At 71.6% G+C, this 15,892-nt stretch carries 10 protein-coding genes; 5 read left to right on the plus strand and 5 right to left on the minus strand.

The annotated features are described in order from the left end of the window. Positions 1-22: 22 nt before the first annotated feature. Positions 23-1,651 (minus strand): site-2 protease family protein, encoded by a 1,629-nt coding sequence (locus ACIF8T_RS09320; RefSeq protein ID WP_400032828.1) that lies wholly within the window; start codon positions 1,649-1,651, stop codon positions 23-25. A 293-nt stretch (positions 1,652-1,944) separates the two neighbouring features. Between ACIF8T_RS09320 and ACIF8T_RS09325 the strand changes: the two genes are divergently transcribed. Both ACIF8T_RS09325 and ACIF8T_RS09330 read left to right on the plus strand, forming a co-directional pair. Next, positions 1,945-3,003, plus strand: coding sequence for a RecB family exonuclease (locus tag ACIF8T_RS09325; protein WP_400033112.1), 1,059 nt, complete (start codon positions 1,945-1,947; stop codon positions 3,001-3,003). Positions 3,004-3,017: 14 nt separating this feature from the next. Further along, positions 3,018-3,689 carry a response regulator gene (locus ACIF8T_RS09330; protein WP_369198162.1) on the plus strand — a complete coding sequence of 224 codons (672 nt, stop codon included), beginning with the start codon at positions 3,018-3,020 and terminating at the stop codon, positions 3,687-3,689. Positions 3,690-3,766: 77 nt separating this feature from the next. Here the strand turns inward: ACIF8T_RS09330 and ACIF8T_RS09335 are convergent, their stop codons facing one another. From ACIF8T_RS09335 to metH, 4 genes are all read right to left on the minus strand, one after another. Then, positions 3,767-5,353 carry an ABC transporter substrate-binding protein gene (locus ACIF8T_RS09335; protein WP_400032830.1) on the minus strand — a complete coding sequence of 529 codons (1,587 nt, stop codon included), beginning with the start codon at positions 5,351-5,353 and terminating at the stop codon, positions 3,767-3,769. A gap of 68 nt (positions 5,354-5,421) precedes the next feature. Continuing rightward, positions 5,422-7,026, minus strand: a complete 1,605-nt coding sequence (locus tag ACIF8T_RS09340; protein ID WP_400032832.1) for an ABC transporter substrate-binding protein — start codon at positions 7,024-7,026, stop codon at positions 5,422-5,424. Between the two features lie 457 nt (positions 7,027-7,483). Continuing rightward, positions 7,484-8,182, minus strand: coding sequence for an HAD family hydrolase (locus ACIF8T_RS09345; protein WP_400032834.1), 699 nt, complete (start codon positions 8,180-8,182; stop codon positions 7,484-7,486). A 248-nt stretch (positions 8,183-8,430) separates the two neighbouring features. Beyond that, positions 8,431-11,946: a methionine synthase gene (gene metH, locus ACIF8T_RS09350; protein WP_400032835.1), complete on the minus strand. Its 3,516-nt coding sequence runs from the start codon at positions 11,944-11,946 to the stop codon at positions 8,431-8,433. Positions 11,947-12,306: 360 nt separating this feature from the next. Here metH and ACIF8T_RS09355 point away from each other — a divergent pair, with 360 nt between their 5' ends. From ACIF8T_RS09355 to glpK, 3 genes are all read left to right on the plus strand, one after another. Continuing rightward, entirely contained in the window at positions 12,307-13,071 is a 765-nt protein-coding gene (locus tag ACIF8T_RS09355) for an IclR family transcriptional regulator (RefSeq protein WP_400032837.1), read from the plus strand. 341 nt (positions 13,072-13,412) lie between these two features. Next, positions 13,413-14,207 (plus strand): MIP/aquaporin family protein, encoded by a 795-nt coding sequence (locus ACIF8T_RS09360; protein ID WP_400032839.1) that lies wholly within the window; start codon positions 13,413-13,415, stop codon positions 14,205-14,207. Between the two features lie 104 nt (positions 14,208-14,311). Further along, on the plus strand, positions 14,312-15,853 hold the full coding sequence (gene glpK, locus ACIF8T_RS09365; protein WP_400032841.1) for a glycerol kinase GlpK: 1,542 nt from the start codon (positions 14,312-14,314) through the stop codon (positions 15,851-15,853). Positions 15,854-15,892 lie beyond the last annotated feature (39 nt).

Here is a 15,892-nt window from a genome sequence, read left to right on the forward strand (position 1 = left end):
GACCACCCGGAGGCCCCGGGGCTCAGCTGGGGCGGGCCATGGCCTTGACGAAGGCGCGCTCCACGTCGGCCGCGGACAGGACGCCGTAGATCGCGCCGGTCTCCTCGACCACCAGGTACTCGGTGGCCGGGGTGGCCCGCAGGGCGTCCAGCAGGTCCTCCCCCGCCAGCTCGGCCGAGACGCGCATGCCGTCGGTGAGGTCCTGGGCGAGGCCGCTGACCGCGACCCAGGGGCGGCGGTGCTCGGGCACGCCGACGATGGCGGCCTCGCGGACGATCGACAGGGGGGTGCCCTCGGCGTCGACGACCACGAGGGCGCGGGCGCCGGCGGCGTTGGCGCGGCGCAGGGCCTCGGAGAGCGGGGTGTCGGTCTCGACGGGGACCGCGCGGCGGGTGAGGGTGCGGGCCCGCAGCTCGGGCAGGTGCTCGCGCAGCCGGGCCATGCGCAGGCTGTTGCCGGCGCCGGTCCAGATGATCGCCGCCAGGATCGCGGCGAGCAGGGCGTCCATGACGGTGTCCATGCCCACGTTGTCCACGGCGTCGGCGCCGAGCGCGCCGGACTGGGTGAGCAGCGGCAGGCCGATGAGGACGGAGACGGCGAGGGCGCGGCCGATCCAGGCGGCGGCGACCGTGCCGGTCATCGGCTTGCCGGTGATCTTCCAGACGACCGCGCGGAGCATCCGGCCGCCGTCCAGGGGCAGGCCGGGCAGGAGGTTGAAGACGGCCACGATGAGGTTGGAGATCATCAGGCCGGCCAGCAGGACGCCGGGGACGGTGCCCGGTTCGACGGTCCGGAGGGCGAGGTGGAAGACGCCCGCGAGCACCAGGGAGAGCAGCGGACCGACGAACGCGAGCACGAACTCGCGTCCGGGGGTCTCGGCCTCCTTCTCGATCTCGGAGACGCCGCCGAAGAACTGGAGCTGGATGCGGCGGACCGGGAGCTTGAAGCGGAGGGCGGCGACGGTGTGGGCCAGTTCGTGCACGAGGACGGAGGCGTAGAACGCCACCGCGAAGAAGAGGGAGACCAGGTAGCGGGCGCCGCCGAGCTCGGGCAGGACGCGGTCGAGCTGGCCGCCGAACACCCAGGTGATCAGGGCGGCGACGAGGAACCAGCTCGGCGCGACGTAGACGGGCACTCCGAAGGGGCGCCCCATCAGGAGCCCGCCCCGGGACTCCGGGGGGCGCGGCGCGGGGCCGGGCGGGGTGCCGGGTGCGGTGCCGGGCGGGGTGTCGGAGTGGGCGGGGGCACGGTCGGCGGACGGGCGCGCGGGGGACGCCGGCGCCGGCGGACGGCCGGGGGCGTCGGGGCCGGCGGGGCGGCTGCTGCCGGTGTCCTGGGCCGCCGGGCCGTGGGGCGGCGTCTTCGGGCCGTCGGCCGCCGGGCCGTCGGCGGGCTCGCGGGGAGTCCGGCCGGCGGGCGGAGCCGCTTCGGCCGGGCCGCCGCTCGTCCGCAGGCCGGGCCGCTCCTCCTCGGCCGGGCCGGCTGCCCGGCGTCCGTCCGCGGTCTGTTCCTCGGCGGGGACGGACCCGACGGGATCGGGGTCGGGACGTACGGGGTCCGGGCCGGCGGCCGGGACCGCAGGCCCCGCGTGACGCTCGGCCGACTCCTCGTTGCCGGACCGCGGCCGCCCGCGCCCGCCGCTCTCGTCCACCGGTGTCCCCTCGTTCGAAGCGTCTCCCCGTGCCTGCCGGACGGGAGGGTCTGGAGTCGATGGTATGCGTCCGTCGCGACGCGTTCCGCCCCGGCACCCCAGTGTCACCATGCGTCGCGGGCGTGACGCGCGCGAGTGGGTCGCTGTCAGTGGCGGGCCGTAGGGTCTGGGGTATGGAGACGAGCACCGAGGGCGCGCCGGAGGCGCCCGGCAGCCCTGCCGAGGCGGCGGATCCGCCGGGGGCGGCGCAGACGTCGGCGGCGGCCGCCGTGGACACCGTCGTGGACCTCGCCGTGGATTCCGGCGCGGGCAGGTCCGCGGGCCCGGAGGCGGCCGGAGCCGGGGCGGCGGCCACGGCCGCGGTCACGGCACCGGCTCCGGGCGACGGCTCCGGTGCGGACACCGGCACGCCCGCGACCACGGCGGCCGACGCCGGTACGACGACGGACACCGGCCCGGCCGCGGACTCCGGTGCCACCGCCGCCACCGGCTCCGCCGCCACCGCCGCCCGGCCCGCTCATCCCCCCACCTCCCTCTCCCCCTCCCGTGCCAGTGACTTCATGCAGTGTCCGCTGCTGTACCGGTTCCGGGTCATCGACCGGCTGCCCGAGAAGCCGAGCGAGGCGGCGACCAGGGGGACGCTGGTGCACGCGGTGCTGGAGCGGCTCTTCGACGCCCCGGCCGCCGAGCGCACCGCGCCGCGCGCGAAGTCGATGGTCCCCGGGCAGTGGGACCGGCTGCGCGAGAGCAGGCCGGACATCATGGAGCTGTTCGCCGACGACCCGGACGGGGAGCGCCTGGCGCGCTGGCTCGGGGAGGCGGAGCGGCTGGTCGAGCGCTGGTTCACGCTGGAGGACCCGAGCCGCCTGGAGCCGGCCGAGCGCGAGCTGTTCGTGGAGGCCGAGCTGGACTCGGGGCTGCGGCTGCGCGGGATCATCGACCGGGTCGACGTGGCGCCCACGGGCGAGGTGCGCATCGTCGACTACAAGACGGGCAAGGCGCCCCGGCCGGAGTACGCCGAGGGCGCGCTGTTCCAGATGAAGTTCTACGCGCTGGTGGTGTGGCGGCTGAAGCAGGTCGTGCCCCGCCGGCTGCAGCTGGTCTACCTCGGCAGCGGTGACGTCCTGACGTACGACCCGGTCCTCTCCGACCTGGAGCGGGTCGAGCGCAAGCTGCTGGCGCTGTGGGACGCGATCCGGCTGGCGACCGAGACGGGGGACTGGCGGCCGCGCCCGACCAAGCTGTGCGGCTGGTGCGACCACCAGGCGCACTGCCCCGAGTTCGGCGGCACTCCCCCGCCCTACCCGCTCCCCGTGAGGGCGGTCGCGCAGGGCAGAATGGGCGCGGACTAGCGAAGGAGACTCACGTGGCCATCCGCGTCCTACTGGTCGACGACCAGCCGCTGCTGCGTACGGGCTTCCGGATGATCCTGGAGGCCGAGCAGGACATCGCGGTCGTGGGCGAGGCCGGAGACGGCCTGCAGGCTCTCGACCAGGTGCGGGCCCTGCAGCCCGACGTGGTGCTGATGGACATCCGCATGCCGCGGATGGACGGTGTGGAGGCGACCCGGCAGATCACCGGGCCCGGCCGGGACGGCCCGGCCAAGGTGCTGGTGCTGACCACCTTCGACCTCGACGAGTACGTGGTGGAGGCGCTGCGGGCGGGCGCCAGCGGGTTCCTGCTGAAGGACGCCCCGGCCAACGAGCTGGTGCAGGCGATCCGCGTGGTGGCGGCCGGCGAGGCGATGCTCGCGCCGAGCATCACGCGGCGGCTGCTGGACAAGTACGCCACGCACCTGCCGTCCGGGGACGAGCCGGTGCCGAACACCCTGCACACGCTGACCGACCGTGAGGTCGAGGTGCTGAAGCTGGTGGCGCGCGGTCTGTCCAACGCCGAGATCGCGGCCGACCTGTTCGTCAGCGAGACCACCGTCAAGACGCACGTGGGGCACGTGCTGACCAAGCTGGGCCTGCGCGACCGGGTGCAGGCCGCGGTGTACGCGTACGAGAGCGGGCTGGTGCGTCCCGGCGCGCAGTAGCCCGACGGGCACCGGCGGCGTACGACAGGGCGCCCCCTTCCGGCGGAAGGGGGCGCCCTGGGCGTGCGCGTGCCGGGTCAGCTCTTGCTGAGCTCCCAGAAGCGGAACACGGTCGAGGCGTCGAGGCAGGACTCCAGCCCGTAGACGCCGTCGCGGACGACCGCGTACTGCTTGCCCTGCCAGAGGGGCAGGACGGGCAGTTCGTCGGCCACGATCTCCTGGAGGCGGCCGAACTCCTTGTCGGTGGTGGAGCGGTCGCTCTGCGCGGCGGTGCGCGGGATGAGCGTGCCGGTGATCGTGCCGTTGTCGTAGTTGTTGCCCAGCACGTTGCCCTTGCCGAAGAAGGGGGCCGTGAAGTTGTCGGGGTCCGGGTAGTCGGGGACCCAGCCCTTCACGTAGACGCCGTACTTGCCGGCGGCGATGTCCTTCTCGTACTGGCCGAAGGGCACGGACTCGACGTCCGCCTGGAACAGGCCGCTGGCGTTGAGCTGGCCCGCGATGGCCTTCAACTCCTCGTCGGTGGCCGGGCCGTAGCGGGACGGGGTGGACCACAGGGTCAGCTTCACCTTGCCGGTGATGCCGTCGGCGCGCAGTGCGGCCCGGGCCCTGGCCTGGGACGGGCGGGCGCCGTAGGTGTCGAAGAAGGCCGTGTTGTGGCCGGCGATGCCGGCCGGGATGATCGAGTACAGCGGGCTGGTCGTGCCCTCGTGGACGTTCTCGATGAGGGCGTCGCGGTCGATCAGGTAGGCGATGGCCCGGCGCACGCCGAGCTTGCCCGCCACCGGGTGGTCCATGTTGAAGACCAGGTGCTGGACCTCGGCGCTGCTGCCCTCGACGACCTCGGCGTGGGCGCCGGTGCCGTCGTCGGCCTTCTCGATGTCGGCGATGTCACCGGCGGTGAGACCTCGGTAGGCGATGTCGACGTCGCCGTCCATGAGGGCCTGCTTCAGCGCGGCCTGGTCGCCGTGGAAGAAGCGGAGCGTGACGCCCTCGTTCTGCACCTCGGCGGTGCCCTTGTAGTGCTCGTTGACCGAGAAGACGGCCTTGTCGTCGTCGAAGGAGTCCAGCTTGTACGGGCCGGAGCCGACGGCCCGGCCGTCCTCGCGCAGTGCGCCCGCGTCGTACTCCCGGTGGTTCACGATGGAGCCGGCGCCCGAGGCGATCTTGCTGGGGAAGGTGGCGTCGGGCGTGTTGAGGCGGAAGACGACCGTCTTCTCGTCCGGCGTCTCGACCCGGTCCAGCATGGGGAACATGATGGCCGGGCCGTCGGTGTCCTGGATCTTCAGCATGCGGTCGAAGGAGAACTTGACGTCCTTCGAGGTGAGCGGGTCCCCGTTGCTGAACTTGAGCCCGTCCCTGAGCGTGCACCGGTAGACCCGGGTCCCCGCGCCGGTGAAGGAGCAGCTCTCGGCGGCCTCGGGCTGCGGTTCCGTGGCCCCCTTGGGGAAGCTGAGCAGCGACTGGAAGACGTTGTTGAACAACAGCCAGGAGCCGGGGTCGTAGCCCGAGGCGGGGTCGGTCGCCAGGACGTCGTCGGACATCCCCATGACCACGTCGGAGCCGGTCCCCCCGGAACCGCCGGTCTCCGTTCCGCAGCCGGTCAGCAGGCCGGAGGCCAGCCCCGCCACGAGGGGCAGGACCGGCCACTGGTTGCGCATATTCACGTGTGTTGCCTTGTCGTCGGTCTCGAACAGGCCGGGGCCCGTTCCCTGGCCCCGGCCCGGATGGTCCGTCAGCCGCTCACGCCCCGCCCGAGCTCCCACAGCTGGAGCGTCGAGGAGGAGTTGAGGGCGTACGCGGTGCCGGTGATGTCGTCGCGGGCGGCGAGGTACTGCTTGCCCTGCCACAGGGGCAGCACCGGCACGTCGTCGGCGACGATGTCCTGGATGTCCGTCAGGCTGTCGGAGGCGGACAGCCGGTCGGCCTCGCGGCGGGACTGCGGGATCAGGACGTTGCGGATCTCGCCGTTGGCGTAGGGCGAGCCGAGGAAGTTGTCCTTGTCCAGGAAGGGCGCGATGAAGTTGTCGGCGTCCGGGAAGTCGGGGAACCAGCCCATGCCGTAGACCTCGTACTCGCCCTTCTGCTCGGCCGGGCGGAACGTCGACCACGGGGTGCCCTTGATGGTGACGTCGAACAGGCCGCTGGCGTTCAGCTGCTTCCGGAGCAGCTCGAACTCCTTCTTGGTGGCCGAGCCGTAGTGGTCGGTGGTGTAGTGCAGCGTCAGCTTCACCGGGGTGGTGATGCCGCCCTTGGCCAGCAGCGCCTTGGCCTTGGCGACGCTCGGCTCGCCGTACTTGTTGAAGAACGAGTTGGAGTGCCCGGTGACGCTGGCCGGCACCAGCGAGTACAGGGGCTCGGCCGCGGAGCCGTAGACCTTGGAGATCAGCTCGCCGCGGTTGATGATCTGGGCCATGGCCTGGCGGACGGCCCGGGACTTCACGGCCGGGGCCTCGGTGTTGAAGGCCAGGTAGCGGATCTCCAGGCCGGACATGTCGACGAGGTCGATCGCGTCGTCCGCGGAGTGCGTGAGCGTGCTGATCTGCTCCGGCGACATGGTGCGGGTCATCACGTCGATGTCGCCCTTCTCCAGCGCCTCGCCCATGGCGTCGGCGTCCTCGAAGGAGACCATCTGGACCTTGTCGTTGTTCACCTCCAGCGAGCCCTTGTAGTTCGGGTTCTTGGTGAACACGGCCTTGACCAGTTCGTCGCCGTCGGCCTCGGCACTGAAGGTGTAGGGGCCGGAGCCGTTCACCTCGAAGCCCTCGCGCAGCTTGTCCTTCTGGTAGTCGTCCGGGTCGACGATCCCGGCGACGGGGGTGGACAGCTTGTACGGGAAGGTGGCGTCGGCGGTCTTGAGGTGGAAGATGACCTCGCGCTCGCCCTGGGTCTCGACGGTGTCGACGGTGGACAGCAGCGCGAACACGCCGCTGTCGGCCTTGATGGCGCGGGCGCGGTCGATGGAGTACTTCACGTCGGCCGCGGTGACGGGGTCGCCGTTCGCGAACTTCAGGCCGTCGCGCAGGGTGCAGGCGTAGCGCTCGTTGCCGGCGTCGGTGAAGCCGCACTTCTCGGCGGCCTCGGGGACCGGGGCGCCCTCGCCGCGCGGCTGGACCATGAGGGTCTGCACGGTCTGGCGCAGCACGTTCCAGGTGCCGACGTCGTAGGCGTAGGCGGGGTCGAGGGGCGCGGGGGCGTCCTTCGAGGCGGTGAACCGGTCCGTGGTGCCGACGACGATCGCGTCGCCGCCGTCGCCGCCGCCGTCGGTACCGCCGCAGGCGGCGAGCACCGGCGCGAGCAGGCCGATCACGGCCGGCAGCACCAAAGTCTTACGGTTCATGCTCGAGTTTCTCCAGAGCTGTCGACTCCGTGTATCCGGCATGCAGGGGTATCGCGGCGGATCACAGAGCGGGGGCGATGTTCTCGCGACGAGATTAGTCCGCGCCCGCAGGAGGGTTCGCCGCGACCGGAGTTGGACCCTCATCACGCTCCGAAACCGGGCGTGGACGCACCGAAAACCCGATGGCGGAAGGATTCGTGCAGCGTTCCACCAATCAGGACACAAGGGCACGCCGACGCCCCCCGAAGAGGGGGGCGCAGCACATGACCGGGCGACTGTCGACCCCTCGGGCCGTGACGAACGTCACATCACCGGCGTGGTTCCGGGTTGTCTCGATCCGGCCACTCGACACGGTTCGCATTCTCGCGGAGACATATCCGGTTACGCCATGCACACGGCAAAATAATCGCCGTCCTGCCGGCGGTCGTACGCCGGGTGAACACCCGGCGCATTTCCGTCACCGGCCGGCCATCAGCCCGTGCAGGAATGTCAGGTCGATCTCTTCCAGGGACGTCACGACGGTCCGCCGGGGGGCGGGCGCGATGGGCGCCACCGAGGGCACCGCCACGACGTGGCAGCCCGCGGCCTCCGCGGCGGCGACACCGGTCGCGGTGTCCTCCACGACGGCGCATCTGGCCGGGTCCGCGCCGAGCCCGGCGGCGGCCGTCAGGTACGGGTCGGGGTGGGGCTTGGTGCGCGGCACCTCGTCACCGGCGACCGTCAGGCCGAAGTGGTGGGCGCCGAGCCTGTCCAGCACCCGGTCGATGATGCGCCGGTGCGAGGCGGAGACCAGGGCCGTGGGGACCTCGTACTCGTACAGCTCGGCCAGCAGCCGGGCGGCTCCCGGCATCAGCGGCAGCGCGTGGTCGATGCGCTCCTCGAACCCGTCGTTGAGCAGCACCGTCAGTTCGGGCAGGGTGATGTCGGCACCGGTGGCCTCGATCAGGAACCCCGCACTGCGGGTCATGGGGCCGCCGACCACGACATGGCGCCAGGACTCGTCGAGCGTGTGACCGAGGGAGGCGAAGACCTCGACCTCGACGTCCCACCAGAAGCCCTCCGTGTCCACCAGGGTTCCGTCCATGTCCAGCAGCACCGCCTGAAGGGCGGAGCCTTCGGCCGTACGGGTACCGAGCGCGGGGACCGTACTGGTCATCCACCTACCTCCTTGAGGGACGATCAGGCCGGTCGCCTCCCTCTGGGTGCAGAGGGGCGACCGGCCTGCAGTGGACCGACCAGTGTACGTCGTGCGCGGGCGGAATGCCTCGTTCGCCCGGCGTGGCGCGCGGGGGCACACGGCGAGAGCGGCCGGGGACGGCCCCGCGGGGCGCCCCCGGCGGCCCCGCGTGCGCCCGGCGGCGCGGGGGCCGGGTCCCCGGGGGGCCGCGCCCCCGTGCGGCGCCGTCAGCGGGCGTTGAAGTACTTCGCCTCGGGATGGTGGATCACGATGGCGTCGGTGGACTGCTCGGGGTGCAGCTGGAACTCCTCCGACAGGTGGACGCCGATGCGCTCCGGCCCGAGCAGGTCGGCGATCTTGGCGCGGTCCTCCAGGTTCGGGCAGGCGCCGTAGCCCAGGGAGAAGCGGGCACCCCGGTACTTCAGCTCGAACATGCCCTGCATCCCGTCCGGGTCCTCCCCCGCGAAACCGAGTTCGGCGCGGACGCGGGCGTGCCAGTACTCGGCGAGCGCCTCGGCCAGCTGCACGGACAGGCCGTGCAGTTCGAGGTAGTCGCGGTAGGCGTTGGACTCGAACAGCCGGGCGGTCTCCTCGCCGATGCGCGAGCCGACGGTGACGACCTGGAGGCCGACGACGTCCGTCTCGCCGGACTCCTCGGGGCGGAAGAAGTCGGCCAGGCACAGGCGCCGGCCGCGGCGCTGGCGCGGGAAGGTGAAGCGGGTGCGCTCGTTGCCCTGTTCGTCCAGGACGATCAGGTCGTCGTCCTTGGACACGCACGGGAAGTAGCCGTAGACGACGGCCGCCTCCAGCAGGTTGTCCGTCTGGAGCCTGTCGAGCAGGCCGCGCAGCCGGGGCCGGCCCTCGCTCTCGACGAGCTCCTCGTAGCTGGGGCCTTCGCCGGTGCGGGCCTGCCTCAGGCCCCACTGGCCCTTGAACAGGGCGCCCTCGTCCAGCCAGGAGGCGTACTCCTTGAGCTGGATGCCCTTGACGACGCGGGTGCCCCAGAACGGCGGCTCGGGGACGGGGTTGTCGGTGGCGACGTCGGAGCGGACGTGCCCCTCCTCGGGACGCTCCTCCACCTCCGCCGGGGCCGTGGCCCTGACCCGGCGCTGCCGCAGCTCGGGCAGGCTGGCGCCGGGCACGCCGCGCTTGATGCCGATGAGCGCGTCCATCAGGCGCAGGCCCTCGAACGCGTCGCGGGCGTAGCGGACTTCGCCCTCGTAGATCTCGTACAGGTCCTGCTCGACGTAGGCGCGGGTCAGGGCGGCGCCGCCGAGGATGACCGGGAAGCGGGTGGCCAGGCCGCGGGTGTTGAGCTCCTCCAGGTTCTCCTTCATGATCACCGTGGACTTGACCAGGAGGCCGGACATGCCGATGACGTCGGCCTTGTGCTCCTCGGCGGCCTCCAGGATCGCGGAGACGGGCTGCTTGATGCCGAGGTTGACGACGTTGTAGCCGTTGTTGGACAGGATGATGTCGACGAGGTTCTTGCCGATGTCGTGGACGTCGCCGCGCACGGTGGCGAGCACGATGGTGCCCTTGCCGGCCTCGTCGGTCTTCTCCATGTGCGGCTCCAGGTGAGCCACCGCCGTCTTCATCACCTCGGCGGACTGGAGCACGAACGGCAGCTGCATCTGGCCGGAGCCGAACAGCTCGCCGACCACCTTCATGCCGTCCAGCAGCGTCTCGTTGACGATGTCGAGCGCGGGACGGCTCCGCAGGGCCTCGTCGAGGTCGGCCTCCAGGCCGTTGCGCTCGCCGTCGATGATGCGGCGCTTGAGGCGCTCGTCCAGCGGCAGCGCGGCCAGTTCCTCGGCCTTGCCGGCCTTGAGGGACTTGGCGGTGGCGCCCTCGAACAGCTGCATGAGCTTCTGCAGCGGGTCGTAGCCCTCGGCGCGCCGGTCGTAGATGAGGTCCAGGGCCGTGCGGACCTCCTCCTCGCTGAAGCGGGCGATCGGCAGGATCTTGCTGGCGTGCACGATCGCCGAGTCCAGGCCCGCCTTGACGCACTCGTCGAGGAAGACCGAGTTCAGCAGGATGCGGGCGGCCGGGTTGAGACCGAAGGAGATGTTGGACAGGCCCAGGGTGGTCTGCACCTTCGGGTGGCGCCTCTTCAGCTCCCGGATGCCCTCGATGGTGGCGACGCCGTCCTTGCGGGACTCCTCCTGGCCCGTGCAGATCGTGAAGGTCAGACAGTCCACGAGGATGTCCTCCTCGCGGATGCCCCAGGTGCCGGTCAGGTCGGCGATCAGCCGCTCGGCGATCTCGACCTTCTTCTCGGCGGTGCGGGCCTGGCCCTCCTCGTCGATGGTCAGCGCGATCAGCGCCGCGCCGTGTTCCCGGGCCAGCCGCGTGACCTTCGCGAACCGGGACTCGGGGCCGTCGCCGTCCTCGTAGTTCACCGAGTTGATCACCGCGCGGCCGCCGAGCTTCTCCAGGCCGGCGCGGATCACGTCCACCTCGGTGGAGTCCAGCACGATCGGGAGCGTGGAGGCGGTCGCGAACCGGCCGGCCAGCTCCTCCATGTCGGCCACGCCGTCGCGGCCCACGTAGTCCACGCACAGGTCGAGCATGTGCGCGCCCTCGCGGATCTGCTCGCGCGCCATCTCCACGCAGTCGTCCCAGCGGCCCTCCAGCATGGCCTCGCGGAACTTCTTCGACCCGTTGGCGTTGGTCCGCTCGCCGATCGCGAGGTAGGAGGTGTCCTGGCGGAACGGCACGGTCTGGTACAGCGAGGCGGCGCCCGGCTCGGGCTGCGGGCTGCGCTCGGTGGGGGTGACGTCCCGGACCCGCTCGACGACCCGGCGCAGGTGCTCGGGGGTGGTGCCGCAGCAGCCGCCGACCAGGGACAGGCCGTAGTCGCGGACGAAGTTCTCCTGCGCGTCGGCGAGCTCCGGCGCGGTCAGGGGGTAGTGGGCGCCGTCCTTGGTCAGCACCGGCAGGCCGGCGTTGGGCATGCAGGACAGCGGGACGCGGGCGTGGCGCGAGAGGTAGCGCAGGTGCTCGCTCATCTCGGCCGGGCCGGTCGCGCAGTTCAGGCCGATCATGTCGATGCCCAGCGGCTCCAGGGCCGTCAGCGCCGCGCCGATCTCCGAACCGAGCAGCATGGTGCCGGTCGTCTCGACCGTCACCGACACGATCAGCGGTACGTCGTACCCGGCGACCTCCATGGCGCGCCGGGCCGCGACGACCGAGGCCTTGGTCTGGAGCAGGTCCTGGGTGGTCTCCACGAGCAGGGCGTCGGCGCCGCCCGCGAGCAGTCCCTCGGCGTTCTGCTGGTAGGCGTCGCGGATCGCCGCGAAGGTGGTGTGGCCGAGGGTGGGCAGCTTGGTGCCGGGGCCCATCGAGCCGAGCACCCAGCGCTGCTGCCCCGTGGTCCGCGTGAACTCGTCGGCCGTCTCGCGGGCGATCCGGGCGCCCGCCTCGGACAGCTCGGTGATGCGGTCGGCGATGTCGTACTCGCCGAGGGCGCTGAGGTTGGCGCCGAAGGTGTTCGTCTCGACGCAGTCCACGCCCGCCTCGAAGTAGGCGGCGTGCACCGAGCGGACGATGTCCGGGCGGGTGACGTTGAGGACCTCGTTGCAGCCCTCCAGTTGCTGGAAGTCGTCCAGCGAGGGGTCCTGGGCCTGGAGCATGGTGCCCATCGCTCCGTCGGCGACCACCACACGGGTGGCCAGGGCCTCACGGAGCGCGGACGCGCGGGTCCGGCTGTCGGCGGAAGGGGTCGGCGGCAACGAGGCCATGTAAGGGGCTCCCTCGGAATGCGACGGCTGTCGGCTATGCGGCCGCCCGGTGTCCGGGCGGGGCGCACGGCGCCAGCGTAACCGGGAGCGGGTCGGGATGGGCAGGGCGTCCACGGGCCGGACTCCGATGGCGGAGGGGAGCACCGCCGTGGGACCGATGGGGGCCGCCGTACGCCTCACCGGCGGGCGGGCGTGCGGCGGACCGCCGGGCGGGCGTGCGACGGTCGGGCGGCGGCTGAGGAAACATGGGGCGGCCGACCATTAGCGAGAGGTCGGCATCGACCGGTAGTGTTCGACATTGCCGAACGGCGGCAGCGGCGTCGCGCGTCGACGGTCGAAGGGGACGGAGGCAGTACGGCGATGGCACGGAACATCCAGTCGCTCGAACGGGCGGCCGCGATGCTGCGACTGCTGGCGGGCGGCGAACGGCGGCTCGGCCTGTCGGACATCGCCTCGTCGCTGGGTCTCGCCAAGGGCACCGCCCACGGCATCCTGCGCACCCTCCAGCAGGAGGGCTTCGTCGAGCAGGACGAGGCCTCCGGGCGCTACCAGCTGGGCGCGGAGCTGCTGCGCCTCGGCACGACCTACCTGGACGTGCACGAACTGCGCGCCCGCGCCCTGGTGTGGACCGACGACCTGGCCCGGTCCAGCGGGGAGAGCGTCTACCTCGGCGTCCTGCACCAGCAGGGCGTGCTGATCGTGCACCACGTCTTCCGCCCCGACGACAGCCGGCAGGTCCTGGAGATAGGGGCCATGCAGCCGCTGCACTCCACGGCCCTGGGCAAGGTGCTGTCCGCCTACGACCCGGTCGCGCACAGCGAGGCCGTCGAGGCCGACCGCAAGGCGTTCACCGACCGGACCGTGTGCGAGCTGGAGGACTTCGAGCACCTCCTGGACCTCACGCGCGCGCGGGGCTACGCGGCGGACGTCGAGGAGACCTGGGAGGGCGTGGCCTCCGTCGCGGCCCCCATCCACGACCGGCGGCGCATGCCGGTCGGCTCGGTCGGTATCACGGGCGCGGTGGAGCGGCTGTGCCGGGACGGGGAGCTGCGCCCCGAGCTGATCGCCGCGGTGCGGGACTGCGCCCGCGCCGTCTCCCGGGACCTGGGCGCCGGGCGGTTCTGAGCGGTACGTACGCCCACGGGCGGCACCGGGACGCCGAAGGGCGTCCCGGCCTCAGCCATGCCCTGGACCGGGCGCAAGGGGCACAGGCCCGCAGACCGGGACCGAGACCCATAACCACCGGCGATCAATAACGATCGCATATTCGATAACAGAACTCTTGACGCACGCCGGGCGTCGAACAAGACTCCCGTCCATCGGTCGGCATTGTCGAACACCTACCGGCAATACGCGCTAGAGTGTGACAACGCCAAGGGCCGGCATCGCTCTCACCCCCTGAGGGCGCCAATCCCCGGAGGGACCCGGGGGTCGGCTTCCCTGGACGAAGGACAAAGGAGTCGCGGGTGTCCAGCTCCGACATCTTCATCGGCGAGACCATCGGTACCGCCATACTCATCCTGCTGGGCGGCGGAGTCTGCGCCGCCGTCACGCTGAAGGCCTCCAAGGCCCGCAACGCCGGCTGGCTCGCCATCACCTTCGGGTGGGGTTTCGCCGTGCTCACGGCGGTCTACACCTCGGCGCCGCTGTCCGGCGCCCACCTGAACCCGGCCGTCACCGTGGCTCTCGCGATCAAGGACGGCGACTGGGGCAACGTTCCGGCCTACTTCGCCGGCCAGCTGCTCGGCGCCATGATCGGCGCGGCCCTGGTGTGGCTCGCCTACTACGGGCAGTTCCACGCCCACCTCACCGACAAGGAGATCGTCGGCGGACCCGGGGCCCAGGCCACCGCCGCCAAGGCCGTCGAGGCGCAGGAGCAGGGCGCCGGCCCGGTCCTGGGCGTCTTCTCCACCGGCCCCGAGATCAGAGTCGTGTGGCAGAACCTCGCCACGGAGATCATCGGCACGGTCGTCCTGGTGCTGGCCGTCCTCACGCAGGGCCTGAACGACGAGGGCAACGGCCTGGGCACCCTGGGCGCCCTGGTCACTGCGCTGGTCGTCGTCTCGATCGGCCTCTCGCTCGGCGGCCCGACGGGCTACGCGATCAACCCGGCCCGCGACCTCGGTCCGCGCATCGTGCACGCCCTGCTCCCCCTGCCCAACAAGGGCGGCTCCGACTGGGGCTACGCCTGGATCCCGGTGGTCGGTCCGCTGATCGGCGGCGCCCTCGCTGCGGGTATCTACAACGTCGCCTTCGCCTAGGCACCGAGCTCGAACCCCGGGCCCGACGTGAACCCGGAGCACCGAGCCGCGCAGCACGCGCCGTACGCACCGCCCTTCATCCACGGAACTCCCAGGAGCACACAGTGACCGACGCCCACACCGCCGGCCCCTTCATCGCCGCCATCGACCAGGGCACCACCTCCTCCCGCTGCATCGTCTTCGACCGCGACGGCCGCATCGTCTCCGTCGACCAGAAGGAGCACGAGCAGATCTTCCCCAAGCCGGGCTGGGTCGAGCACGACGCCACCGAGATCTGGACCAACGTCCAGGAGGTCGTCGCCGGGGCCGTCGAGAAGGCCGGCATCACCCGCGACGACATCAAGGCCATCGGCATCACCAACCAGCGCGAGACCACCGTGCTGTGGGACAGGAACACCGGTGAGCCCGTCCACAACGCCATCGTCTGGCAGGACACCCGCACCGACGCCCTGTGCAAGGAGCTCGGCCGCAACGTCGGCCAGGACCGCTTCCGCCGCGAGACCGGCCTGCCCCTCGCCTCCTACTTCGCCGGTCCCAAGGCCCGCTGGCTGCTCGACAACGTCGACGGTCTGAAGGAGCGCGCCGAAGCGGGCGACATTCTCTTCGGCACGATGGACACTTGGGTCATCTGGAACCTGACCGGTGGCGTCGACGGCGGCAAGCACGTCACGGACGTCACCAACGCCTCGCGCACGATGCTGATGAACCTGCACACCATGCAGTGGGACGACAAGATCTGCGAGTCGATCGGCGTCCCGAAGCAGATCCTGCCCGAGATCCGCTCCTCCGCCGAGGTCTACGGCGAGATCAAGGGCGGCAAGCTCGGCGACCTGCTCGGCGGCATCCCGGTGGCCTCCGCGCTCGGCGACCAGCAGGCGGCCCTGTTCGGCCAGACCTGCTTCTCCGAGGGCGAGACCAAGTCGACGTACGGCACCGGCACCTTCATGGTGATGAACACCGGTGACAAGATCATCAACTCCTACAGCGGCCTGCTGACCACCGTCGGCTACAAGATCGGCGACCAGGACACGGTCTACGCCCTGGAGGGCTCGATCGCCGTCACCGGCTCGCTGGTGCAGTGGATGCGCGACCAGATGGGCCTGATCTCCACCGCCGCCGAGATCGAGACCCTCGCCCTGTCGGTCGAGGACAACGGCGGCGCGTACTTCGTGCCGGCCTTCTCCGGCCTGTTCGCCCCGTACTGGCGCTCCGACGCCCGCGGTGTGATCGCCGGCCTGACCCGGTACGTCACCAAGGCGCACCTGGCGCGCGCCGTGCTGGAGGCCACCGCCTGGCAGACGCGGGAGATCGCCGACGCCATGACGAAGGACTCCGGCGTGGAGCTGGCCGCCCTCAAGGTCGACGGCGGCATGACCTCCAACAACCTGCTGATGCAGACCCTCGCCGACTTCGTGGACGCCCCCGTGGTGCGCCCGATGGTCGCCGAGACCACCTGCCTCGGCGCCGCCTACGCCGCCGGCCTCGCCGTCGGCTTCTGGAACAGCACCGACGACCTGCGCGCCAACTGGCGCCGGGCCGCCGAGTGGACCCCCCGCATGGACGCGGAGACCCGCGCCCGTGAGTACAAGAACTGGCTCAAGGCCGTCGAGCGGACCATGGGCTGGCTCGAGGACGACGAGAACTGACCGCAGCTCTCGAACTCTGATGAGGAGCAAGAACCCGAA

The organism is Streptomyces sp. NPDC085946 (assembly GCF_044540485.1).
In the GTDB taxonomy this organism is placed as follows: Bacteria; Actinomycetota; Actinomycetes; order Streptomycetales; family Streptomycetaceae; genus Streptomyces.